The 22,906-nt window shown below is 59.8% G+C and carries 21 protein-coding genes and 1 pseudogene; 9 read left to right on the plus strand and 13 right to left on the minus strand.

What is annotated here, in order from left to right; genetic code table 11:
- Positions 1 to 68: 68 nt before the first annotated feature.
- From ACA059_RS30760 to dadA, 6 genes are all read right to left on the minus strand, one after another.
- The gene (locus ACA059_RS30760) at positions 69 to 1,991 is read right to left on the minus strand and encodes an acetyl-CoA hydrolase/transferase C-terminal domain-containing protein (protein WP_497632091.1); all 1,923 of its coding nucleotides are present in this window, start codon (positions 1,989 to 1,991) and stop codon (positions 69 to 71) included.
- Between the two features lie 136 nt (positions 1,992 to 2,127).
- A complete protein-coding gene (locus ACA059_RS30765; protein WP_497632092.1) occupies positions 2,128 to 2,553 on the minus strand; it encodes a c-type cytochrome in 426 nt (141 codons plus the stop codon).
- A 169-nt stretch (positions 2,554 to 2,722) separates the two neighbouring features.
- Positions 2,723 to 3,271 carry a cupin domain-containing protein gene (locus ACA059_RS30770; RefSeq protein ID WP_064680419.1) on the minus strand — a complete coding sequence of 183 codons (549 nt, stop codon included), beginning with the start codon at positions 3,269 to 3,271 and terminating at the stop codon, positions 2,723 to 2,725.
- Positions 3,272 to 3,398: 127 nt separating this feature from the next.
- Positions 3,399 to 4,472, minus strand: coding sequence for an alanine racemase (alr, locus tag ACA059_RS30775; RefSeq protein ID WP_497632094.1), 1,074 nt, complete (start codon positions 4,470 to 4,472; stop codon positions 3,399 to 3,401).
- A 96-nt stretch (positions 4,473 to 4,568) separates the two neighbouring features.
- Positions 4,569 to 4,922 (minus strand): RidA family protein, encoded by a 354-nt coding sequence (locus tag ACA059_RS30780; RefSeq protein WP_497632095.1) that lies wholly within the window; start codon positions 4,920 to 4,922, stop codon positions 4,569 to 4,571.
- On the minus strand, positions 4,894 to 6,198 hold the full coding sequence (gene dadA / locus ACA059_RS30785; RefSeq protein WP_497632096.1) for a D-amino acid dehydrogenase: 1,305 nt from the start codon (positions 6,196 to 6,198) through the stop codon (positions 4,894 to 4,896). The genes ACA059_RS30780 and dadA overlap by 29 nt, the downstream gene beginning before the upstream one ends.
- A 157-nt stretch (positions 6,199 to 6,355) precedes the next feature.
- Here dadA and ACA059_RS30790 point away from each other — a divergent pair, with 157 nt between their 5' ends.
- Positions 6,356 to 6,844, plus strand: coding sequence for an Lrp/AsnC ligand binding domain-containing protein (locus tag ACA059_RS30790; protein WP_003206849.1), 489 nt, complete (start codon positions 6,356 to 6,358; stop codon positions 6,842 to 6,844).
- Between the two features lie 93 nt (positions 6,845 to 6,937).
- On the opposite strand, the gene ACA059_RS30795 is transcribed toward ACA059_RS30790, so the two are convergent.
- The gene (locus ACA059_RS30795) at positions 6,938 to 7,291 is read right to left on the minus strand and encodes a YkgJ family cysteine cluster protein (protein WP_007947437.1); all 354 of its coding nucleotides are present in this window, start codon (positions 7,289 to 7,291) and stop codon (positions 6,938 to 6,940) included.
- 147 nt (positions 7,292 to 7,438) lie between these two features.
- Between ACA059_RS30795 and ACA059_RS30800 the strand changes: the two genes are divergently transcribed.
- Positions 7,439 to 8,752: an NAD(P)/FAD-dependent oxidoreductase gene (locus ACA059_RS30800; protein WP_497632097.1), complete on the plus strand. Its 1,314-nt coding sequence runs from the start codon at positions 7,439 to 7,441 to the stop codon at positions 8,750 to 8,752.
- Positions 8,753 to 8,911: 159 nt separating this feature from the next.
- On the opposite strand, the gene ACA059_RS30805 is transcribed toward ACA059_RS30800, so the two are convergent.
- On the minus strand, positions 8,912 to 9,157 hold the full coding sequence (locus ACA059_RS30805) for a DUF1127 domain-containing protein (RefSeq protein ID WP_008150185.1): 246 nt from the start codon (positions 9,155 to 9,157) through the stop codon (positions 8,912 to 8,914).
- Between the two features lie 179 nt (positions 9,158 to 9,336).
- Here ACA059_RS30805 and ACA059_RS30810 point away from each other — a divergent pair, with 179 nt between their 5' ends.
- Positions 9,337 to 10,770 carry an aminotransferase-like domain-containing protein gene (locus tag ACA059_RS30810; RefSeq protein WP_497632098.1) on the plus strand — a complete coding sequence of 478 codons (1,434 nt, stop codon included), beginning with the start codon at positions 9,337 to 9,339 and terminating at the stop codon, positions 10,768 to 10,770.
- A 60-nt stretch (positions 10,771 to 10,830) separates the two neighbouring features.
- Positions 10,831 to 12,399 carry a phospholipase D family protein gene (locus ACA059_RS30815; protein WP_497632099.1) on the plus strand — a complete coding sequence of 523 codons (1,569 nt, stop codon included), beginning with the start codon at positions 10,831 to 10,833 and terminating at the stop codon, positions 12,397 to 12,399.
- 112 nt (positions 12,400 to 12,511) lie between these two features.
- Here the strand turns inward: ACA059_RS30815 and ACA059_RS30820 are convergent, their stop codons facing one another.
- Positions 12,512 to 13,657, minus strand: coding sequence for an MFS transporter (locus ACA059_RS30820; protein ID WP_497632100.1), 1,146 nt, complete (start codon positions 13,655 to 13,657; stop codon positions 12,512 to 12,514).
- A gap of 262 nt (positions 13,658 to 13,919) precedes the next feature.
- Positions 13,920 to 15,413 (minus strand): aldehyde dehydrogenase, encoded by a 1,494-nt coding sequence (locus tag ACA059_RS30825; RefSeq protein WP_497632101.1) that lies wholly within the window; start codon positions 15,411 to 15,413, stop codon positions 13,920 to 13,922.
- 237 nt (positions 15,414 to 15,650) lie between these two features.
- Here ACA059_RS30825 and ACA059_RS30830 point away from each other — a divergent pair, with 237 nt between their 5' ends.
- Positions 15,651 to 16,013 carry a cupin domain-containing protein gene (locus tag ACA059_RS30830; RefSeq protein WP_497632102.1) on the plus strand — a complete coding sequence of 121 codons (363 nt, stop codon included), beginning with the start codon at positions 15,651 to 15,653 and terminating at the stop codon, positions 16,011 to 16,013.
- A 191-nt stretch (positions 16,014 to 16,204) separates the two neighbouring features.
- Here the strand turns inward: ACA059_RS30830 and rpmG are convergent, their stop codons facing one another.
- A complete protein-coding gene (rpmG, locus tag ACA059_RS30835) occupies positions 16,205 to 16,360 on the minus strand; it encodes a 50S ribosomal protein L33 (RefSeq protein ID WP_007894709.1) in 156 nt (51 codons plus the stop codon).
- Positions 16,361 to 16,371: 11 nt separating this feature from the next.
- Positions 16,372 to 16,605 (minus strand): 50S ribosomal protein L28, encoded by a 234-nt coding sequence (rpmB, locus tag ACA059_RS30840; protein ID WP_007894701.1) that lies wholly within the window; start codon positions 16,603 to 16,605, stop codon positions 16,372 to 16,374.
- 445 nt (positions 16,606 to 17,050) lie between these two features.
- On the opposite strand from rpmB, the gene ACA059_RS30845 reads away from it, so the two are divergent.
- A complete protein-coding gene (locus tag ACA059_RS30845) occupies positions 17,051 to 18,637 on the plus strand; it encodes an ABC transporter substrate-binding protein (RefSeq protein ID WP_497632103.1) in 1,587 nt (528 codons plus the stop codon).
- A gap of 137 nt (positions 18,638 to 18,774) precedes the next feature.
- Here ACA059_RS30845 and radC read toward each other — a convergent pair whose 3' ends face one another.
- Entirely contained in the window at positions 18,775 to 19,449 is a 675-nt protein-coding gene (gene radC, locus ACA059_RS30850) for a RadC family protein (RefSeq protein ID WP_347802599.1), read from the minus strand.
- 136 nt (positions 19,450 to 19,585) lie between these two features.
- On the opposite strand from radC, the gene coaBC reads away from it, so the two are divergent.
- The 3 genes and pseudogenes from coaBC to ACA059_RS30865 form a co-directional block, all read left to right on the plus strand.
- The gene (coaBC, locus tag ACA059_RS30855; RefSeq protein ID WP_497634751.1) at positions 19,586 to 20,794 is read left to right on the plus strand and encodes a bifunctional phosphopantothenoylcysteine decarboxylase/phosphopantothenate--cysteine ligase CoaBC; all 1,209 of its coding nucleotides are present in this window, start codon (positions 19,586 to 19,588) and stop codon (positions 20,792 to 20,794) included.
- A gap of 5 nt (positions 20,795 to 20,799) precedes the next feature.
- Positions 20,800 to 21,255, plus strand: coding sequence for a dUTP diphosphatase (dut, locus tag ACA059_RS30860; protein WP_150657681.1), 456 nt, complete (start codon positions 20,800 to 20,802; stop codon positions 21,253 to 21,255).
- A gap of 240 nt (positions 21,256 to 21,495) precedes the next feature.
- A pseudogene (locus ACA059_RS30865) lies at positions 21,496 to 22,899 on the plus strand (phosphomannomutase/phosphoglucomutase); the annotation flags it as partial.
- Positions 22,900 to 22,906 lie beyond the last annotated feature (7 nt).

Consider the following 22,906-nt stretch of genomic DNA (forward strand, 5'->3'; position numbering starts at 1 on the left):
CATCAATGTTGACTGACCCAACGCTTTCGCGAGCAGGCTCGCTCCCACAGTGGTTTTTGAGGTGACAGTTACTGTGCGGTGGCTTTCAGGCCGGTGAGCAGCAATCGCTGAAACAAATCCTCTTTCAGCCCTTCCGAGTTGGTCAGTTGCATCCGCTCCAGGTGTTCGGGAAATGCCGAAGGCTCCGGCGCATCCAACGCTGCCTTGCCCAGTTCCAGAATCTCCGTGAGCTTGAACTTGCTCTTCAGCCAATTCAGCGCCCGCAATAGATCCTTCTCCTCGGCGGTGAAATCACAGCCCAACGGATACTCCGGAAACAACTGCGGATGCCGCGCCTGAATGGCCCGCAAGCGCTGCGGACTGTTGTCGGCGAAGCGTGGATCAATGCGGAAATTCTTCGGTAACTTGTCGACTGCCTGAGCCTGTTCGATCAGCCCCGGCTGAAAACGTGAGTCACTGATGTTCAGCAACGCCTCGATCACCGCCGCATCGGTCTTGCCCCGCAGATCGGCGATACCGTACTCGGTGACCACGATGTCTCGCAGGTGTCGCGGGATCGTGCAATGGCCGTACTCCCAGACAATGTTCGAACTGATCTCACCGCCTGATTCGCGCCAGCTGCGCAGAAGCAACACCGAACGCGCCCCTTCCAGCGCATGCCCTTGCGCAACGAAGTTGTACTGCCCGCCGACGCCACTCAAAACGCGCCCATCTTCAAGCTGATCAGCCACGCCTGCACCCAGCAAGGTCATGGTAAACACGGTGTTGATGAAGCGCGCATCGAGGCGCTGCAAGCGTTTGAGTTCTTCCTGACCGTAGAGCTCGTTGATGTAGCTGATGCGGGTCATGTTGAATTCGAGCCGCTTGCTGTGCGGCAACTCGCGCAGGCGCTCATAGAAACTGCGCGGCCCAAGGAAGAAACCGCCATGCACCGAGATGCCGTCAGTCTGCGCGGCTTCGTCCAGCGTGCCGGCATTCGCCTGTTGCTGGGTCGGCACATCCGGATAGACCTTGCGCCGCACGATCCCGGCGTCGGCCAGCACCAGCAAGCCGTTGACGAACATTTCGCTGCAACCGTAAAGGCCCGTGGCGAAGGGGTCGACGCCGCCTTCGCGGTCGATGAGTTGCGCCCACTGGCTGAGATTCACGTCCGCCAGCAACGCCTTGTAACCGTCATTGTCGGCCTGCCTCGCCAGCAGCGCAGCGGTCAGGGCATCGCCCATGGCGCCGATGCCGATCTGCAACGTGCCGCCGTCCCGCACCAGCGTGCTGGCGTGCAACCCGATGAAGTGATCCTGGAAACCCACCGGCATGTTCGGCGTGGAGAACAGCGTGGTGCTGTCCTTCTCGTCGATCAGCAGGTCGAAAGCGTCCATGCTGACTTCCGCGTCCCCCGGCATGTAGGGCAAATCGTTGTGCACCTGGCCCACCAGCAGGATCGTCTCCCCCGCCGCCCGACGCTTGGCGATCATGGGGAACAGGTCGAGGGTGATGTCCGGGTTGCAGCTCAGGCTCAGGCGGTCAGGTTGCTCGCTGTGGCTCGCCACCAATTGCGCCACCAGGTTCAACCCGGCGGCGTTGATGTCTCGAGCGGCGTGGCTGTAATTGCTGCTGATGTAATCCTGCTGGGCCTGTGCGCTGTGGAGCAGGCTGCCGGGCAGCATGAAGAATTGCTGAACATGGATGTTGGACGGCAGGCTGTCGCGATGCAGGTCGGCCAGGAAATCCAGTTCCGGATAATCGCCGAAAACCCGCTCGATGAAGGGCTCGAGAAAGCGCTTTTGCAAACCGTCGCCCAAGGAAGGACGGCCCAGGCACAGGGCGGTGTAGATCGTCAGCTGCCGCTCGGGCAACTGCACGATGCGCTGAAACAGCGCGTTGACGAAGTGGTTAGGCTTGCCCAGACCGAGGGGCAGGCCCATGTGGATATGCGCCGGCAACCGTGCCAAGACATCATCGACCGCTTGCTCGATAGAACACAGCTGCACCATCTGATCCTCCCTTACATTCCGCGAATTGGGGTTGGACCGGGCTTGCCGGGCCTTTGCTGCAAAGAATAGTCCCCCAAGGCAAATCGCAGGCACAAAAAAGCCGCTCGTAAGCGGCTTTTTCGCTGAAGATGAAAGCTTATTTCAGGCCGGACATCTTCTGGATGGCGCCCTTGAGGTCGGCATCAGCGCAATCGGCGCAGGTGCCTTTTGGAGGCATTGCATTGATGCCGGAGATGGCTTTCGCCAGCAAGCCGTCAACGCCGCCTTCTTTCTTGGCGCGCTCGCCCCAGGCTGCGGCATCACCGATTTTCGGCGCGCCTAACAGGCCGGTACCGTGACAAGCGTTGCAGTGTTTCGCAATCACCGAGTCAGGGGTTTTGGCATCACCACCACCCGCGGAAGCAGCGACTTCCATCCCCTTGCACTCTTTACCCTGAACGCAAACCTGGCCGACTGGCTCAAGGCGTTTAGCAATATCGTCGTTGGTCGCAGCTTGTGCGCTGACTGCCCAAAGGGCCAATACGGTTGCTGGTACGGCCAGCATTTTCATAATTAGATTCACGCGTTCACCCTCAATGGTGGCTAGTCACGCCCACGGCCACGGTTCGCAGGCGGGCGCAAGTATAACGGTAAGCCCGCCACACTGAAACAACCCTAAAGTCGAAGGGGTCTTATGCGTGGCGGAAAAACAACTCGGGCACCTCCGCAATGCTCGCGGGACGCCTCTTTTCTTAGAAATTCGCTGGAGTAGCTGCGCTGATTAGTCGCGCTGGCGCATCGAACGGATTACGGAAGCGGTGCGGTTTAGTACTTTCAAAGTAGTAGCTGTCGCCGGCTTCGAGCACAAAAGTTTCAAGCCCCACCACCAGTTCAAGTCGACCTTCGAGCAAAATCCCGGTTTCCTCGCCCTCATGGGTGAGCATCTCCTCACCGGTGTCGGCGCCTGGCGGGTAGATTTCGTTGAGGAACGCGATGGCCCGGCTCGGATGAGCCCTGCCGACCAGCTTCATGGTCACTGCACCATCGGAAATATCGATCAGCTCGTTGGCTTTGTAGACGATCTGAGTCGGTTTTTCCTGCAGGATCTCTTCGGAAAAGAACTCGACCATGGACATGGGAATCCCGCCCAGTACCTTCCTCAGCGAACTGATCGAGGGGCTGACGCTGTTTTTCTCGATCATCGAAATGGTGCTGTTGGTGACGCCCGCGCGTTTGGCGAGTTCACGCTGGGAAAGTCCTTTGAGCTTACGGATGGATTGCAGTCGTTCACCGACGTCCAATGCTGGAGCCTCCAGGGATTCAGGTTGTTGGAATATTGAGCGTTATCATGGCGACAGCGTTCAGTATTTACAACACTTGGACCTGAATCCTGTTCGGTGAAGCGACTTTCGGTCGGAGCGCGTTGACCTAAGCCCCGGAATAGAGCATTGGCACCCGGCGCAGGTTGCAGAAGATCTGGTAAGGAATCGTGCCCGCGGCCGTGGCCACGTCACTGGCGAGGATATTTTTGCCCCACAACTCGACGGTCGAACCGAGGCCGGCTTGCGGCACATCGGTCAGGTCGATGCAGAGCATGTCCATCGAAACCCGGCCAATCAACTGGCTGCGCTGCCCGGCAACCATCACGGGCGTACCGGTCGGTGCCTGACGTGGGTAGCCGTCGGCGTAACCCATGGCCACCACGCCCACGCGCATCGGTTTCTGGGTGATGAATTTGGCGCCGTAACCGATCGGCTCGCCGGCCGGCAGTTCACGCACGCAAATCACTTTCGATTCGAGGTTCATCACCGGTTGCAGGCGGGACGCCACGGCATTGGCTTCTTCAAAGGGTGTTGCGCCGTAGAGCATGATGCCCGGGCGAACCCAATCACTCGGAATCTGCGGCCAACCGAGTACTGCCGGCGAATTGCGCAGACTAACCTCGGCCGACAAACCCTGACGCGCCGCTTCGAACACCGCAACCTGTTCGGCACTGGCCTGACTGTGCAGCTCATCGGCCCGGGCGAAGTGGCTCATCAGTACAATCTTCGCGACCTTGCCGCTGGCCAGCAGCCGTTGATAGCCCGCCTGATAATCCTTTGGATGCAAGCCCACCCGATGCATGCCCGAATCGAGTTTGAGCCAGACCGTGATCGGCTTGCTCAGTGCAGCGTTCTCGATGGCTTCGAGCTGCCACAGCGAATGCACCACGCACCAGAAATCATGCTCGACGATCAGCGACAGCTCATCGGCCTCGAAAAAACCTTCCAGCAGCAACACCGGCGCACGAATGCCCGCGGCTCGCAGCTCCAACGCTTCTTCGATACAGGCCACGGCAAACCCGTCTGCTTCGGCTTCCAGCGCCTGGGCGCAACGGACCGCGCCATGACCGTAGGCATCGGCCTTGATCACCGCGAGGGCCTTGGCCCCCGTGACTTCACGGGCGATTCGGTAGTTGTGACGCAGGGCTTGAAGGTCGATCAGGGCACGGGCTGGACGCATGGCGGCAGACTTCTAGGCGGTCATGGGAAGAAAAACCGGCGCTGGCTGACGGCGTGAACCGCCAGTAGCACCGGGAGAGGGATCTTTCTGACGGGTTTATGGCAGAGCGGCGATAACCGACAGCTCAACCAGGATTTCCGGTTCGCACAACTTCGATTCAACGGTGGCACGGGCCGGTGCGACGCCTTTTGGCAGCCACTTGTCCCAGACCGCGTTCATGCCTTCAAAGTGTGCATCAATGTCTTTCAAGTAAATCGTCACCGACAGCAAACGGCTCTTGTCGGTCCCGGCCAGATCCAGCAAACGCTCGATGTTGGCAAGCGTTTCACGGGTCTGCTGTTCAATCCCGGCGTTCATATCGTCGCCGACCTGCCCTGCCAGATACACGGTACCGCTGTGGACTACGATCTGGCTCATGCGCTCATTGGTGAGCTGGCGCTGGATTGACATGTTTTGCAGACTCCTGAATTTTTTTTCCATAACGGGAAATATCGAGGCCTTCGGCGCTGATTTGCGGCGTTTTCTTCGCCATCAGATCGGCCAGCAAGCGACCGGAACCGCACGCCATGGTCCAACCAAGCGTACCGTGACCCGTGTTCAAAAACAGATTGCTGAACGGTGTAGCACCCACGATCGGCGTTCCGTCCGGGGTGGTCGGACGCAGACCGGTCCAGAAACTCGCCTGGGCCAGATCGCCACCCTGAGGATAGAGGTCGTTGACGATCATCTCCAGGGTTTCACGCCGACGCGGGTTCAGCGACAGGTCAAAACCGGCTATTTCAGCCATGCCACCGACGCGGATGCGGTTGTCGAAACGGGTAATCGCGACCTTGTAGGTCTCGTCGAGAATAGTCGAAGTCGGGGCCATCGCCGGGTTAGTGATCGGCACGGTCAGGGAGTAACCCTTGAGCGGATACACCGGCGCCTTGATGCCCAGCGGCTTGAGCAGTTGCGGTGAGTAGCTGCCCAGGGCCAGCACGTAGCGGTCAGCGGTTTCCAGCTTGCCGTCGATCCATACGCCGTTGATGCGATCACCGGCGTAGTCGAGGCGCTGAATGTCCTGGTCGAAGCGGAATTCCACACCCAGTTTGGTCGCCATTTCGACCAGGCGGGTGGTGAACATCTGGCAGTCGCCGGTCTGGTCGTTCGGCAGGCGCAGGGCACCGGCGAGGATATCGGTGACGCTGGCCAACGCTGGCTCAACGCGGGCAATGCCGGCGCGGTCGAGCAGTTCGAACGGCACGCCGGACTCTTTCAGCACGGCGATGTCTTTCCAGGCGCCGTCGAGTTGAGCCTGGGTGCGGAACAGTTGGGTAGTACCGAGGCTACGGCCTTCGTAGGCAATGCCGGTTTCGGCGCGCAATTCGTCGAGGCAGTCACGGCTGTACTCGGACAGACGGACCATGCGCTCCTTGTTCACCGCATAACGGCTGGCGGTGCAGTTGCGCAGCATCTGCGCCATCCACAGGTATTGACCGATGTCTGCGGTGGCCTTGATCGCCAGCGGTGCGTGGCGCTGCAACAGCCACTTGATGGCCTTGAGCGGCACGCCCGGTGCGGCCCACGGCGAGGCATAACCCGGCGAAACCTGCCCGGCGTTGGCGAAACTGGTCTCCATGGCAGCAGCCGGCTGCCGGTCGACGACCACCACTTCAAACCCGGCACGCGCCAGGTAGTAAGCACTGGTGGTACCGATGACGCCGCTACCCAAGACCATAACGCGCATTTTCATATCCCTCATCGCGGCTTGCCGCTGACGTTCGTAGTTGTCGAGCATTGATGTGCGCAGTGTAAAAAAGATTAGGCAGTGCTTTTCACTATATAAGTGCCTATATTTGGCGAGAATTCTCGGCAAAAACGCTTTTCACGGAGGCGCATCCCCTATGCGTACCAACACTCAGACCAAACGTGAGCTGGACAAGATCGACCGCAACATCCTGCGGATCCTGCAAGCAGACGGACGCATCTCCTTCACCGAGCTGGGGGAAAAGGTCGGGCTCTCGACCACGCCGTGTACCGAGCGGGTCCGGCGGCTGGAGCGCGAAGGGATCATCATGGGCTACAACGCCCGGCTCAATCCGCAGCACCTCAAGGGTAGTCTTCTGGTGTTCGTCGAGATCAGTCTCGACTACAAATCCGGCGATACTTTCGAAGAGTTCCGACGCGCGGTCCTGAAACTCCCCCACGTGCTGGAGTGCCATTTGGTGTCAGGGGATTTCGATTATCTGGTGAAGGCGCGGATTTCCGAGATGGCCTCGTACCGCAAACTGCTGGGCGACATCCTGCTCAAGCTGCCGCATGTGCGCGAATCCAAGAGCTACATCGTGATGGAAGAGGTGAAAGAGAGCTTGAACCTGCCGATTCCGGATTGAAGATCAAAAGATCGCAGCCTGCGGCAGCTCCTACAGAGGAACGCGTACACCCGTAGGAGCTGCCGAAGGCTGCGATCTTTTATCTGGCAACGCCTAAACCAAGACCTGTCGAGTTGAAGCCATGTACTCATGAATCTGCTTTTCAACCCGCGGATGAATCAGCTCCACCGGTCCCCGCCCATTCGGGCACGGCAAGGTCTTTGTGGTGCCGAACAACCGGCAAATCAGCGGCCGCTCGTCATACACGGTGCAGCCGTTCGGTCCGAGGTGCACACAGTTGAGCTCATCCATCGCAGCATCCTGCTCGGCGCGGGTCTTGCGCGGCAGGCGGGACATTTCTTCCGGTGAGGTGGTCACCGGCCCACAGCAGTCATGGCAGCCGGGCACGCACTCGAACGAGGGAATCTGCTGCCGTAGCGTGCGAATTTTCTGACTGTTGCAGCTCATCGAAGCGGTAACCAAAAGCGGAATAGAGCGGGATTCTGACGTAAAAGCCCCGATCCAGACAGCACCAACCGACCAGTGTTGCCCCTGTCCGAAGGTCCGGCTTATGCTCCGTCAAATTTTCTAAACACAAGAATCAGGAACACGCACATGAATGCCCGTGCTCAGCAACCTGCCCCGAACCACCAGCACCCTGCTTCTTACTATGCCGCCAGCAGCCTGCCGCAGCCCGATCATCCGGTGCTTACAGGAGACCTGGTGGCTGACGTGTGCGTGGTCGGTGGCGGGTTCTCCGGGTTGAACACGGCGCTCGAACTGGCCGAACGCGGCTTGAGTGTGATCCTGCTCGAAGCCCACAAAATCGGTTGGGGCGCCAGCGGTCGCAATGGCGGACAGTTGATTCGTGGCGTCGGCCATGGCCTCGATCAGTTCGCTAACGTGATCGGTGCGGACGGCGTGCGTCAGATGAAACTCATGGGCCTGGAAGCGGTGGAAATCGTCCGACAGCGCGTCGAGCGTTTTCAGATCCCTTGCGACCTCACGTGGGGCTATTGCGATCTGGCCAACAAACCCCGAGACCTCGAAGGTTTTGCCGAGGACGCCGAAGAGCTGCGCAGTCTCGGTTACCGTTACGAAACCCGTCTGCTGCAAGCCAGTGAAATGCATTCCGTAGTGGGTTCCGACCGTTACGTCGGCGGTTTGATCGACATGGGCTCGGGGCATCTGCATCCGCTGAACCTGGCACTGGGCGAAGCGGCGGCCGCCCAGCAGTTGGGGGCGAAGCTGTTCGAACAATCGGCGGTCACCCGCATTGATTATGGCCCCGAGGTCAAGGTCCATACCGCCCAGGGCTCGGTCCGCGCCAAGACGCTGGTGCTGGGCTGCAACGCCTACCTCAATGAACTCAATCCCGAACTCAGCGGCAAGGTGCTGCCCGCCGGCAGCTACATCATCGCCACCGAACCGTTGAGTGAAGCGCTGGCACACTCGCTACTGCCGCAGAATATGGCGGTCTGCGATCAACGGGTGGCACTGGATTACTATCGGCTCTCAGCGGACCGCCGCTTGCTGTTTGGCGGCGCCTGCCATTATTCAGGTCGCGACCCGCATGACATCGCGGCCTATATGCGGCCGAAGATGCTGGAGGTTTTTCCGCAACTGGCCGGAGTGAAGATCGACTATCAATGGGGCGGGATGATCGGCATCGGCGCCAACCGTCTGCCGCAGATCGGGCGACTCAAGGATCAGCCGAATGTGTATTACGCCCAGGCTTACTCCGGTCATGGCGTGAATGCCACGCACCTCGCGGGGAAGTTGTTGGCTGAAGCTATCAGTGGCCAGCAGAGTGGAGGGTTCGATCTGTTTGCCAAGGTGCCGCATATCACGTTCCCTGGCGGCAAGCACTTGCGCTCGCCGTTGTTGGCGCTGGGGATGTTGTGGCATCGGATGAAAGAGTTGGTTTGAAAGTTCAGTGGCGTTCTTTCGGACGCCTTCGCGAGCAAGCCCGCTCCTACATTTGATCGTTGCCGAACACAAAATCTGTGTGCACTGAGAATCTAATGTGGGAGCGGCGGTGCGACGATTCGACTTGCTCGCGAATCGGTTCAAAGAAAACCGCAAGACTCAGATCCGCCAAAAGGGCTTGAGCCCCTCCTCCCGCGCCTGCTCCCGACTCAACCCGACATCCTTAAGCTGCTCGGGCGTGAGCTCCAGCAACGCCTTGCGCGTGTGCAGACGATGCCAGAACAGACCCCAGCGACTCAGGCCGGACGGTGCGTTGCGCATGACCGCCTCGCGTGCGCCGTTGTTTTGCCCTGCCGCCAGTTCCTGACTGTGTAACGTCAGCCGCACATCGCTCAAGCCGTTCATGTTGATTGCTCCTGTTTACTTGGGTAGCCAGAGCTTTCATGATGCGTCGACGGCAAAAAGCATTACAGATTCAACGAGACTGTATTAACTCCATACAGATTTTGCATTTCAGCGTCTGAATCCCCTATTTTCAACACATCTGTACTGGTTAACCGAACCACCCACACCGAGACTGCGCCATGACCCTTTACGTCAACCTCGCCGAACTACTCGGCACGCGGATCGAACAGGGCTTCTATCGCCCCGGTGACCGGCTGCCGTCGGTGCGGGCGTTGAGTGTTGAACACGGCGTCAGCCTGAGCACGGTGCAGCAGGCGTATCGCGTGCTGGAAGACAGCGGCCTGGCGACCCCCAAACCCAAGTCGGGCTATTTCGTACCGGTGGGTCGCGAACTGCCGGAGCTTCCAGCCATTGGCCGCCCGGCGCAGCGGCCGGTGGATATTTCCCAGTGGGATCAGGTGCTGGAACTCATACGCGCCGTCCCGCGCAAAGATGTGGTGCAACTGGGTCGCGGCATGCCGGACATCACCACGCCGACCATGAAACCGCTGCTGCGCAACCTGGCGCGAATCAGCCGGCGGCAGGACATGCCCGGTCTGTATTACGACAACATCTACGGCACCCTCGAACTGCGCGAACAGATTGCCCGCCTGCTGCTCGATTCCGGCTGCCAGTTGAGCGCCAACGACCTGGTGATCACCACCGGTTGTCACGAAGCGCTGTCCACCAGCATTCGCGCTATCTGCGAGCCGGGCGACATTGTGGCCGTGGACTCGCCGAGCTTTCACGGCGCCATGCAGACCCTCAAGGGCCTGGGCATGAAAGCCCTGGAAATCCCCACCGACCCGCTCACCGGGATCAGTCTCGATGCCCTCGAACTGGCCTTGGAACAATGGCCGATCAAGGCCATACAGTTGACCCCCAACTGCAACAACCCGCTGGGCTACATCATGCCGGAGTCACGTAAACGCGCGTTGTTGACCCTCGCACAGCGCTTTGACGTGGCGATCATTGAGGACGATGTGTATGGCGAACTGGCCTACACCTACCCGCGCCCGCGCACGATCAAATCCTTCGACGAAGACGGCCGCGTCCTGCTTTGCAGTTCCTTTTCCAAGACCCTGGCGCCGGGGCTGCGGATCGGTTGGGTGGCGCCGGGACGGTATTTGGAACGAGTGCTGCACATGAAATACATCAGCACCGGTTCTACGGCGCCGCAACCGCAGATCGCGATTGCCGAATTTCTCAAAGCCGGGCACTTCGAACCGCATTTGCGGCGGATGCGCACCCAATACCAGCGCAATCGGGATGTGATGATCGATTGGGTCAGCCGCTATTTTCCGGCCGGTACCCGCGCCAGTCGTCCTCAGGGCAGCTTCATGCTCTGGGTCGAACTACCGGAGGGTTTCGACACCCTGAAACTGAATCGCGCACTGCACGACCAAGGCGTACAGATTGCCGTCGGCAGCATCTTTTCCGCCTCGGGCAAATACCGCAATTGCCTGCGGATGAACTACGCTGCCAAGCCAACGCCGCAGATCGAGGATGCTGTACGCAAGGTCGGCGCCGCGGCAATAAAACTGCTCGCGGAAACCGACTGCATCGCCGACTGACCTTTCTCGGGAATCCAGCGTCCATATGCCGACACCTGCCGCCAATCGGAACGATCCCACGTGAGAGTCAGACAGCCCCTGCTCGCTCTTCTGTTACTCGCCTCGTTCCTCGGCGGCTGTGCGACGTTCAACGTTCCGCGCGAACCGAGCCAGGCGCTGCCCGCCAGTGACTCGGCGTTCGGTCGCTCGATTCAGGCTCAGGCTGCCCCCCACGAAGGGAAATCCGGCTTCCGCCTGCTGTCCGACAGCACCGAAGCCTTCACAGCCCGCGCCGAGCTGATCCGCAACGCCCAAAGCAGCCTGGATTTGCAGTACTACATCGTTCACGACGGCATCAGCACACGGATGCTGGTGGACGAACTGCTCAAGGCCGCCGACCGCGGTGTGCGCGTGCGCATTCTGCTCGACGACACCACCAGCGATGGCCTGGACCGGATTATTGCCACGCTGGCGGCGCATCCGCAGATCCAGATCCGTGTGTTCAACCCATTGCACCTGGGCCGCAGCACCGGCGTGACACGAACAGCGGGACGATTGCTCAACCTGTCGCAGCAACACCGGCGCATGCACAACAAGCTGTGGCTGGCTGACAACAGCATGGCCATCGTCGGTGGACGCAATCTGGGGGATGAGTACTTCGATGCCGAACCCAACCTGAATTTCACTGACATCGACATGCTCGGTGTCGGCCCGGTCGCCGAACAGCTGGGGCACAGTTTCGACCAATACTGGAACAGTGCCCTGAGTAAGCCGATCGACGAGTTCCTCTCGAGCAAACCGACAGCCAGGGACCTGGAAAACACCCGGACCCGACTGGAAGAATCGCTTGAGGAAACGCGCAAACAGAATCACGCGCTCTACCAGCAGTTGATGACCTACACCACCCACCCGCGCCTGGCAATCTGGCGTCGGGAGTTGATCTGGGCCTGGAACCAGGCACTGTGGGACGCGCCGAGCAAGGTGCTGGCCGACGGCGAGCCCGACCCGCAGTTGCTGCTGACCACGCAGTTGGCGCCCGAGCTCAATGGCGTCAGCAAAGAGCTGATCATGGTTTCGGCCTACTTCGTACCCGGCCAGCCGGGGCTGGTGTACCTGACCGAACGCGCCGATGCCGGAGTATCGGTGAAGATGCTGACCAACTCGCTGGAAGCCACTGACGTCCCGGCGGTGCATGGCGGTTACGCGCCGTATCGCAAGGCACTGCTGGAGCATGGCGTGCAGCTGTTCGAATTGCGTCGCCAGCCCGGCGAAGGTGGCGGTAGCGGCCCGCATGTCTTTTACAGCAAGTCTTACCGCGGCTCCGATTCCAGCCTGCACAGCAAGGCAATCATTTTCGACCAGCAGAAGTCTTTCATCGGCTCGTTCAATTTCGACCCACGCTCAGTGCTGTGGAACACCGAAGTCGGGGTGCTGGTGGACAGCCCGGAACTCGCCGCGCGCGTGCGTGAACTGGCGTTTCAAGGCATGGCGCCGGCCCTGAGTTATCAGGCCAAGCTGGAAAATGGCCAGATTGTCTGGGTCACCGAAGATGACGGCAAACTGCACACCCTGACCAAGGAACCCGGGAGCTGGTGGCGACGCTTCAATGCCTGGTTCAGCACCACGGTCGGCCTGGAGCGGATGTTGTAACGCCAGACGAAACGCGATCCCTGTGGGAGCGAGCTTGCTCGCGATTGCGTCATCACATTCAACATCCCTGTGACTGATCAACCGCATCGCGAGCAAGCTCGCTCCCACAGGTTTAAGCCGGCTCCGCCACCGTGCCGAACGCGCCCTGGCGCATTAGCAGAATCACCAACCCCAGCGCACCGGCCGCCATCAGCAGCGGCAACGCATGCCCGCTGATCCACTGACTGCCGGCACCGGCCGCCAGCGGTCCGACCAGGCAACCGATACCCCACAGCTGCGCGATATGCGCATTGGCGCGCACCAGCGCATCGTCGCGATAGCGCTCGCCGATCAGGATCAGTGACAAGGTGAACAAGCCACCGGCACTGGCACCGAACAACACCCACAACGGCCAAATCAGCAACGTGTCGATCAGGAACGGGATGGCCAGGCTCGATATCAGCAGGACCACCGCACACCCGGTGAACAACGTACGTCGCGACAAGCGATCAGCCAGTGCGCCAATCGGCAATTGCAGCAAGGCATCACCCACCACCACCGTGCTGACCATCGCCAACGCAATTTCCGTCGTAAAGCCCTGACGCAGGCAATACACCGGCAACAAGGTCAGGATCATCGCTTCGAACGCTGCGAACAACGACACCGCCCAGGCAATCGCCGGCAGGCCACGGCAGAAACCCAGCAAGTCGCTGAAGGTCACGCTGCAGGCTTCACTGGTCGGCGCGCCGCTGCGGCCCAGCAACAGGAACGGTGCCGCCATCAGCAAACCGACGCCGACCCAGAATCCGTAATCGTGTTCGGTGCCCACGACGCCAAGCAGCAACGGCCCGGCCAGCTGACTCAGTGCGTAGCTGCTGCCATACAGCGCCACCAATCGCCCGCGCCATTGTTCGACCACCAGCTGGTTGATCCAGCTTTCGCCGAGAATGAAGACGAGGGTCAGGATCACCCCGATCATCAGCCGCAATACCAACCAAATCGGATAGCTCGGCAACAGCGCCAGCAAACCGATGGACAAAGCCCCGGCCCACAGGCACAAACGCATCAGATTGGCCGTGCCCAGACGCGCGGCCAGATGGCTGGAGATCTTTGCCCCCAGCAATACGCCAATCGCGGGCATCGCGGCCATCACGCCGATGGCGAACGAGCCGTAACCCCAGCCTTCCAGGCGAAACGACACCAACGGCATGCTGACGCCCAGGGCCAGGCCGACACTCAAGACAGACGCCAACACGGCGAAATAAGTCGCCCAACGCATTTCCCACGCTCCTGTGGATTGTTATTTTTTAACCGCCGCACAAAGCAATGTGGGAGCGAGCCTTGTGGTGAGGGGATTTATCCCCGCTGGGCCGCGCAGCGGCCCCAAAACCTGCAATAACGGAGTATCAGATACACCGCGTGCATGGGTTCTGCGACTGCTTCGCAGCCGAACGGGGATAAATCCCCTCACCACAAAGGCTTGCTCCCACAGGGATTTCTGTACATTCGGGAGCCTGATTTGGCAGGCTCCCTTTAACGACTTACAACTTGATCCAGGTCGCCTTCAGCTCGGTGTACTTGTCGAACGCATGCAGCGACTTGTCGCGACCGTTGCCGGACTGCTTGAAGCCACCGAACGGGGCCGTCATGTCGCCGCCGTCATACTGGTTGACCCACACGCTACCAGCGCGCAGTGCCTTGGCAGTCAGGTGGGCCTTGGAAATATCCTTCGTCCACACCGCTGCGGCCAAGCCGTAAGGGGTGTCGTTGGCAATCGCAATGGCTTCTTCGGCGGTATCGAAAGTGATCACCGACAGCACTGGGCCGAAGATTTCTTCCTGAGCGATTTTCATCGCGTTGCTGACGCCGTCGAAAATCGTCGGCTCAACGTAGGTGCCACCGGTTTCCTGAAGAATGCGTTTGCCGCCCGCCACCAGTTTGGCGCCGTCGGTGTGGCCGGATTCAATGTAGGAAAGCACGGTGTTCATCTGCTGGGTATCCACCAGCGCGCCGACGTTGGTTGCCGGGTCCAGCGGGTTGCCCGGCTTCCAGGTTTTCAGCGCCTCGATCACCAGCGGCAGGAATTTATCCTTGATCGAACGCTCCACCAGCAGGCGCGAGCCGGCGGTGCAGACTTCGCCCTGGTTGAAGGCGATGGCGCCGGCAGCCGATTCAGCGGCAGCTTGCAGGTCCGGTGCATCGGCGAACACGATGTTCGGGCTCTTGCCGCCGGCTTCGAGCCAGACGCGTTTCATGTTCGATTCGCCGGAGTAGATCAGCAATTGCTTGGCGATCTTGGTCGAACCAGTGAACACCAGGGTGTCCACATCATTGTGCAGGGCCAGGGCCTTGCCGACGGTGTGACCGTAACCTGGCAGGACGTTCAGCACGCCTTTCGGAATACCGGCTTCGACGGCCAGCGCAGCGATGCGGATGGCGGTCAACGGGGATTTTTCGGATGGCTTGAGAATCACTGAGTTACCGGTGGACAGCGCCGGGCCGAGTTTCCAGCACGCCATCATCAACGGGAAGTTCCACGGCACGATCGCGCCGACTACGCCGACCGGTTCGCGGGTCACCAGACCCAGCTGGTCATGGGGAGTCGCGGCCACTTCGTCGTAGATCTTGTCGATGGCTTCACCGCTCCAGCTCAGGGCTTGCGCCGCGCCTGGAACGTCGATGTACAGGGAATCGCTGATTGGCTTGCCCATGTCCAGGGTTTCAAGCAGGGCCAGCTCTTCGGCGTGCTGTTTCAGCAGGCCGGCGAAACGAATCATGGTGGCTTTGCGTTTGGTCGGCGCCAGGCGCGACCAAACGCCGGAATTGAAGGTGGTGCGAGCGTTTTCAACAGCGCGCTGGGCGTCGGCGGCGTCACAGCTGGCAATCTTGCCCAGCAGACGGCCATCGACCGGGCTGATGCACTCGAAGGTCTCGGCGGAGACAGCATCGGTGTATTCGCCATTGATGTAGGCGCGGCCTTCGATCTTCAGATCGCGAGCCCGTTGTTCCCAATCGGCACGAGTCAGGGTGGTCATACGAGTGTCCTCCTCTTGTTGAATACGAACGCTCCACGGTCTTCGCGGGCGCTGTCAGGAATTCTGCCCGGCCAGCCTGCTTATCGGCCCAAGGCACCTGCCACCCTAAACCAGTGGCCGGGGTTGTTTCAATATATTTGACACAAGGTCGGCAAACGGCCTTGCAGTGTTCATTTTAATAAACATAGACTTTGGGCTTTCCAACCACTCGCGCCGCAATCACGGGGGATTACAACAATGAGCATCCAGGACATCGTCGACTTCAGCCAAGCCAGCACCCAGCCCGATCGCTATCGCCCAGACCCGGCGAAAGTCCTCAAGGGCGACCCTGAACAAGCAGTGTACAACCACTACAACAGTCCTTGCGGCCAGATGAGCGCAGGCGTGTGGGAAGGCGAAGTCGGCCAGTGGCACGTGAACTACACCGAGCATGAATACTGCGAAATCGTTCAGGGCGTTTCAGTGCTGCGCGACAACGAAGGCAACGGCAAGACCCTGCGCGTGGGCGATCGCTTCGTGATCCCGGCCGGGTTCAGAGGCACGTGGGAGGTGCTGGAGCCGTGCCGCAAGATCTATGTGGTGTTTGAACAGAAAGCTTGAAGATTTGTGCTGTCTGGGCCGGCCCCTTCGCGAGCAAGCCCGCTCCCACATTTGATCTGTGTCGTTCACAAATCCAATGTGGGAGCGGGCTTGCTCGCGAAGGGGCCCTGACAGGCAACGCATAACCATCAGGCAACAAAAAAGGCCCGTATCTCGCGATACGGGCCTTTTTCGTAAGAGGGAAAAATCAATTACTTGATTTTGCCTTCTTTGTAGATCACGTGCTTACGAACAACCGGATCAAATTTCTTGATCTCGATTTTGTCCGGAGTAGTGCGCTTGTTCTTGTCGGTAGTGTAGAAGTGACCAGTACCGGCGCTCGAAATCAAACGAATCAATTCACGCATGATTAGCTCCCTTAGATCTTGCCAGCTTTGCGGATTTCGGCCAGCACGACAGTGATGCCACGCTTGTCGATGATACGCATGCCTTTGGCAGATACGCGCAGACGCACGAAACGTTTCTCTTCTTCAACCCAGAAGCGGTGATGCTGCAGGTTCGGCAGGAAACGACGACGGGTTTTGTTGTTTGCGTGGGAAATGTTATTCCCAGTCACCGGACCCTTACCGGTAACTTGACATACTCTCGACATGCCTCAGCCCTCTAAAACCACATGCCCAACCCGGCATGGGTTGGCCGCTTAATCTCTCAGTCATTTGGCGCCAGGCGCCGCGTTTCTTTAGAGGTCTTACCGGCTACACCTACAGTGAAGGAACCGGGCCCCTAGAAAAGAGCGCTGCTTTATACCAGAAAGACTGAAGAGCAACAACATTCCGTGTGCGCGGACTTGATAAATCCCCCACTTTTCCGGCGCCGAGCGCCTTGGATAAAGGCTATCGTCGAATAAGACCGCTCGTCGCAGAGAATCGGCCAATCGACCGATTCCGGGTTTTCCTCGGCCCGCATCACCGAAAACAAGCGCACATAGTCCCCTTAAAATGAAAAAGGGGATAGTCATTTACAAAAGAGCCCACTAGGGTAAGCCTTTTCCAGACTGCACTTGCAGATGGGCCTTCGATCTGTAAAGGAATCCGACCATGCGCCTCGCTGCCCTACCGCTGTTGCTCGCCCCTCTTCTGCTGAGCCCATTGGCCCATGCCGCCGCTCTGAGCGTTTGCACTGAGGCAAGCCCGGAAGGGTTCGACGTGGTGCAATACAACTCGCTGACCACCACCAATGCCTCGGCCGACGTGCTGATGAACAGTCTGGTGGACTTCGATACCGCCAGCGGCAAAGTGGTCGCCGGCCTCGCAGACAGCTGGGAAGTCACGCCAGACGGTCTGACCTACGTCTTCAAATTGCACCCGCAGGTGAAGTTTCACCGTACCGAGTACTTCAGCCCAACGCGCGACCTGAGCGCCGAAGACGTGAAGTTCAGCTTCGATCGCATGCTCGACCCGGCAAACCCATGGCACAAAATCGCCCAAAGCGGCTTCCCGCACGCCCAGTCGATGCAGTTGCCCGCATTGATCAAGAAAATCGACGCCCTGGACCCGCTGACCGTGCGCTTCACCCTCGATCACCCGGACTCGACCTTCCTCGCGACCCTGACCATGGGCTTCGCCTCGATCTATTCCGCTGAATATGCGGATAAATTGATAAAGGCCGGCACCCCGGAGAAGCTCAACAGCCAGCCGATCGGCAGCGGTCCGTTCATCTTCACGCGCTTCCAGAAAGATGCCTCGATCCGCTACAAGGCCAACCCGGACTACTTCCGCGGCAAGCCGTCGGTGGACCCGTTGATCTTCGCCATCACCCCGGACGCCAACGTGCGGTTGCAGAAATTGCGCCGCAACGAATGCCAGATTGCCCTGTCGCCCAAGCCTCTGGACGTACAGGCAGCGCTGAAAGAACCGACCCTGAAAGTGGAAAAGACTGACGCCTTCATGACCGCGTTCGTCGGCATCAACAGCCAGCATCCGCCGCTGGACAAGCCTGAAGTGCGCCAGGCGATCAACCTCGCGTTCGACAAGGCCAACTACGTCAAAGCCGTGTTCGAAGACACCGCCGAACCTGCCAACGGCCCATACCCGCCGAACACCTGGAGCTATGCCAAAGGCCTGCCGGGTTATCCGCATGACGTCGAAAAAGCCAAAGCACTCATGGCGAAGGCCGGGCTCAAGGACGGTTTCCAGACCACCATCTGGACCCGACCTTCCGGCAGTCTACTCAACCCGAACCCGAGCCTCAGCGCTCAAATGCTGCAATCGGACCTCGCGGAAATCGGCATCCAGGCCGAGATTCGGGTGATCGAATGGGGCGAACTGATTCGCCGCGCCAAGGCCGGTGAACACGACCTGTTGTTCATGGGCTGGGCCGGCGACAACGGAGACCCGGACAACTTCCTCACGCCGCAGTTTTCCTGCGCCGCGGTCAAATCCGGCACCAACTTCGCACGCTACTGCAACCAGGACCTGGACAAGCTGATCAGCGCCGGCAAGACCACCGGCGAGCAAGGTGTGCGTACCAAACTCTACGAACAGGCCCAGGCACAGATCCAGCAGCAGGCGCTGTGGCTGCCGCTGGCCCACCCGACCGCCTTCGCGCTGACTCGCAAGGACGTTGAGGGCTATCAGGTCAGCCCTTTTGGTCGTCAGGATTACTCGAAGGTCAACCTCAAGTAGTCCGACCCGACACAAAACCTGTGGGAGCGAGCCTGCTCGCGAAAGCGTCCATTCAGTCACTGAAAATGTTGACTGACACGACGCCTTCGCGAGCAGGCTCGCTCCCACATGGACTCACTTAGCTCCGTATCCCTCGCTCACATCCACCCGTACTCGGCCATGGACAGCGGATCGCCGTCACCGATGATGAAATGGTCGAGCACCCGCACATCGATCAGGTCCAGCGCCTCTTGCAGGCGCTTGGTCAGCACTCGGTCGGCTTGACTGGGGTTGGTATTACCCGACGGATGGTTATGGCAAAGGATCAACGCTGCGGCGTTGTGGGCCAACGCGCGTTTAACCACTTGTCTCGGATAGACACTAGTGCTGTCGATGGATCCGCGAAACAGCACTTCAAAGGTCAGCACTTGATGCCTGGAATCCAAAAAAAGACAGCCAAACACCTCGTGAGGCTCATGGCGCAGCATTGACTTCAGGTAATCACGAACCGCCTGCGGATTTTCCAGCGCCGATTTTTGGCGCGCACGTTCGGCCAAATGCCGCCGGCTCATTTCCTGGACCGCTTGCAACTGAGCGAATTTCGCCGGCCCGAGCCCCAACTGCCTGCTGAATGCTGCTTGATCGGCCTCGAGCAGTGAGCGCAGGCTGCCAAACTGATTCAACAGGTGGCGCGCCAGATCTACCGCGCTTTTACCCGACACGCCCGTTCGTAAAAAAATCGCCAGCAGTTCGGCGTCTGAAAGGCTCCCCGAGCCCAACTCAAGCAACCTCTCCCGCGGCCGTTCCGCCGCTGGCCAATCGCGAATACTCATAGCACCTCCCTGGTCTGTGGGCGCCGCTGTTCCGTAGCGGTCGCTGTGATATCGTAGCCCATCTTTTTTGCGGGCGATTTCATCCCTGGGGAGGGGGTATCGCCATGCAGTCATCAACGAAATGAAAGGCAGACCTATGCAGCGGCTGTATCGGAAACGCATCGTTCTGGGCGTCGGCGGCGGCATCGCTGCCTACAAGAGCGCCGACCTGGTTCGCCGCCTGATCGACCAGGGCGCCGAAGTGCGCGTGGTCATGACCCGCGGCGGCAGCGAGTTCATCACACCGTTGACCATGCAGGCCTTGTCCGGGCACCCGGTTCACCTCGACCTGCTGGACCCGGCGGCCGAAGCCGCCATGGGCCACATCGAGCTGGCCAAATGGGCCGACCTGGTGCTGATCGCCCCCGCCACCGCGGATCTCATTGCCCGCCTGGCCCAAGGCATTGCCGACGACCTGCTGACCACGCTGGTGCTGGCCACCGACGCTGTGGTCGCCGTTGCCCCGGCGATGAACCAGGCCATGTGGCGCGATCCGGCGACCCAGGCCAACCTGCAAACCCTCGAAAGCCGTGGCCTGAAAGCCTTCGGCCCAGCCTCCGGCAGCCAGGCCTGTGGCGACGTCGGCATGGGTCGCATGCTCGAAGCCACCGACCTCGCGCAGTGCGCGGCGGACTGCTTCCAGCGTCAGGCACTGACCGGCAAACACGTGCTGATCACCGCCGGCCCGACCCAGGAAAACATCGACCCGGTGCGCTACATCACCAATCACAGCTCCGGGAAAATGGGCTTTGCCCTGGCCGAAGCCGCAGTGGAAGCCGGTGCCCGCGTAACGCTGATCACCGGCCCGGTGCACCTGCCGACCCCGGATCGCGTCACCCGCATCGACGTGGTCAGCGCCCGCGACATGCTCGCCGCTTGTGAAGCCGCGATCCCTTGCGACCTGTTCATCGCCTCGGCAGCGGTCGCGGACTACCGTCCGGAAGTCGTCGCCCCACAGAAACTCAAGAAAGACCCTACGAACGGCGACGGCTTGTTGCTACAGATGGTGCGTAACCCGGACATCCTGGCCACCATCGCCACGCGCCCCGACCGTCCGTTCAGTGTCGGGTTCGCCGCCGAAACCGAACACCTGCTCGACTACGCTGCCCGCAAGTTGAAAGACAAGAACCTCGATTTGATCGTCGCCAACGACGTCGCCAACCCGAGCATTGGCTTCAACAGTGAAGAAAACGCCTGCAGCGTTATCGACCGCCAGCTACACGCCACACTTTTCGCCCAGACCAGCAAGAGCAAGATTGCCCGCCAGCTGATCACCTTTATCGCCGAACGTCTGAACCAGGTTTAATTTACATGCACACTTTGCAAGCCAAGATCCTCGACCCTCGCATCGGTACCGATTTCCCGCTGCCGCAGTACGCCACGCCAGGCTCCGCCGGTCTCGACCTGCGCGCCATGCTGGAAAAAGACACCGTCATCAAGCCGGGCGAAACCCTGCTGATTCCTACCGGCCTGTCCGTCTACATTGGCGATCCGGGTTTGGCAGCACTGATTCTGCCGCGCTCCGGCCTGGGCCATAAGCACGGCATCGTGCTGGGCAACCTGGTCGGCCTGATCGACTCTGATTATCAAGGCCCGCTGATGGTGTCGTGCTGGAACCGTGGCCAGACCGAATTCACCATGGTCGTAGGCGAACGTTTGGCCCAGTTGGTGCTGGTACCGGTGGTTCAAGCGCATTTTGAAATGGTCGAAGAGTTCGTCGAAACCCAGCGCGGTACGGGCGGTTTCGGACATTCCGGCAGCCATTGATGACTTTGTGGGAGCGTCGACCGGCTGCTCCCACAGGTTTTGCACTGAATTGCACAGACGTCATCTGAAAGGTTTATCACTGAAAATCAAGGCATTGGCCGTTCCATAACACGCTGATGTCGGGGTCATGGCCTTTACACACCACGAACTCTCAGTGGAAAACGCCGTCTTACCCTTCAGTTTGAACCTGCCGACGAGTTCTTCGCAGCAGGTCCTGCCACCCTTCGAGATGGAGCATTTCCAGTAATGAGCACCCCAGCCCAAGTCGCACCCAAGTTCCCCGACAGCATCTTCCGCGCCTACGATATTCGCGGCACCGTCCCGGAATTCTTGAACGCTGAAACCGCTTATTGGCTCGGTCGCGCCATCGGCTCCCAGAGCCTGGCCCAGGACGAACCGAACGTTTCCGTCGGCCGTGACGGTCGCCTGTCCGGTCCGGAACTGGTCGAACAACTGATCAAAGGCCTCGCCGACAGCGGTTGCCACGTCAGCGACGTCGGCCTGGTGCCAACGCCGGCGCTGTACTACGCCGCCAACGTACTGGCCGGCAAATCCGGTGTGATGCTCACCGGTAGCCACAACCCGTCGAACTACAACGGCTTCAAGATCGTCATCGCTGGCGATACCTTGGCCAACGAACAGATCCAGGCCCTGCACGAACGCCTCAAGACCAACAACCTGAGCAGCGGCAAGGGCAGCATCACCCAGGTCGAAATCCTCGACCGCTACAACACCGAAATCGTCCAAGACATCAAACTCGCCCGCCGCCTGAAGGTGGTGGTCGACTGCGGTAACGGCGCCGCCGGCGTGATCGCTCCGCAACTGATCGAAGCGCTGAACTGCGAAGTTATCCCGCTGTTCTGCGACGTCGACGGCAACTTCCCGAACCACCATCCGGATCCGGGCAAGCCTGAAAACCTCGTGGACCTGATCGCCAAGGTCAAGGAAACCAACGCTGACCTCGGCCTGGCCTTCGACGGCGATGGCGACCGCGTCGGCGTGGTGACCAACACCGGCAGCATCGTTTACCCGGACCGCCTGCTGATGCTGTTCGCCCGTGACGTGCTGGCGCGCAACGCTAACGCGGAGATCATCTTCGACGTCAAATGCACCCGTCGCCTGACGCCGCTGATCAAGGAATACGGCGGCCGTCCGCTAATGTGGAAGACCGGTCACTCGTTGATCAAAAAGAAAATGAAACAAACCGGCGCCCTGTTGGCCGGCGAAATGAGTGGGCACATCTTCTTCAAGGAACGCTGGTTCGGTTTCGACGACGGCATTTACAGCGCCGCGCGCCTGCTGGAGATCCTCAGCAAAGAAAAAGCCACCGCGGAAGAGCTGTTTGCGACCTTCCCGAACGATATTTCTACGCCGGAAATCAATATCCATGTGACCGAAGAGAGCAAATTCAGCATCATTGATGCTCTGCACGACGCGAAGTGGGGCGAAGGCGCCGACCTGACCACCATTGACGGCGTGCGAGTCGACTACGCCAAAGGCTGGGGCCTGGTTCGCGCGTCCAACACCACACCGGTGCTGGTGCTGCGCTTCGAGGCCGATGACGAGGCGGAACTGCAGCGCATCAAGGACGTATTCAAAGTCCAGTTGAAGCGTGTTGCACCTGATCTCCAATTACCGTTTTGATCTTCTG

The sequence above is a fragment of the Pseudomonas sp. LBUM1647 genome, from assembly GCF_059716175.1.

Bases quoted from the DNA above. Each gene is read 5' to 3' on its own strand.
- ACA059_RS30820 (WP_497632100.1), bottom strand. From the start codon at position 13,657: ATGCGTTGGGCGACTTATTTCGCCGTGTTGGCGTCTGTCTTGAGTGTC.
- rpmB (WP_007894701.1), bottom strand. From the start codon at position 16,605: ATGTCGAGAGTATGTCAAGTTACCGGTAAGGGTCCGGTGACTGGGAAT.
- ACA059_RS30805 (WP_008150185.1), bottom strand. From the start codon at position 9,157: ATGAACGGCTTGAGCGATGTGCGGCTGACGTTACACAGTCAGGAACTG.
- radC (WP_347802599.1), bottom strand. From the start codon at position 19,449: ATGAGTATTCGCGATTGGCCAGCGGCGGAACGGCCGCGGGAGAGGTTG.
- ACA059_RS30825 (WP_497632101.1), bottom strand. From the start codon at position 15,413: ATGACCACCCTGACTCGTGCCGATTGGGAACAACGGGCTCGCGATCTG.
- ACA059_RS30795 (WP_007947437.1), bottom strand. From the start codon at position 7,291: ATGAGCTGCAACAGTCAGAAAATTCGCACGCTACGGCAGCAGATTCCC.
- ACA059_RS30830 (WP_497632102.1), top strand. From the start codon at position 15,651: ATGAGCATCCAGGACATCGTCGACTTCAGCCAAGCCAGCACCCAGCCC.
- rpmG (WP_007894709.1), bottom strand. From the start codon at position 16,360: ATGCGTGAATTGATTCGTTTGATTTCGAGCGCCGGTACTGGTCACTTC.
- ACA059_RS30790 (WP_003206849.1), top strand. From the start codon at position 6,356: ATGCGTACCAACACTCAGACCAAACGTGAGCTGGACAAGATCGACCGC.
- ACA059_RS30780 (WP_497632095.1), bottom strand. From the start codon at position 4,922: ATGTCAATCCAGCGCCAGCTCACCAATGAGCGCATGAGCCAGATCGTA.
- alr (WP_497632094.1), bottom strand. From the start codon at position 4,472: ATGCGTCCAGCCCGTGCCCTGATCGACCTTCAAGCCCTGCGTCACAAC.
- ACA059_RS30845 (WP_497632103.1), top strand. From the start codon at position 17,051: ATGCGCCTCGCTGCCCTACCGCTGTTGCTCGCCCCTCTTCTGCTGAGC.
- dut (WP_150657681.1), top strand. From the start codon at position 20,800: ATGCACACTTTGCAAGCCAAGATCCTCGACCCTCGCATCGGTACCGAT.
- coaBC (WP_497634751.1), top strand. From the start codon at position 19,586: ATGCAGCGGCTGTATCGGAAACGCATCGTTCTGGGCGTCGGCGGCGGC.
- ACA059_RS30800 (WP_497632097.1), top strand. From the start codon at position 7,439: ATGAATGCCCGTGCTCAGCAACCTGCCCCGAACCACCAGCACCCTGCT.
- ACA059_RS30760 (WP_497632091.1), bottom strand. From the start codon at position 1,991: ATGGTGCAGCTGTGTTCTATCGAGCAAGCGGTCGATGATGTCTTGGCA.
- ACA059_RS30810 (WP_497632098.1), top strand. From the start codon at position 9,337: ATGACCCTTTACGTCAACCTCGCCGAACTACTCGGCACGCGGATCGAA.
- dadA (WP_497632096.1), bottom strand. From the start codon at position 6,198: ATGCGCGTTATGGTCTTGGGTAGCGGCGTCATCGGTACCACCAGTGCT.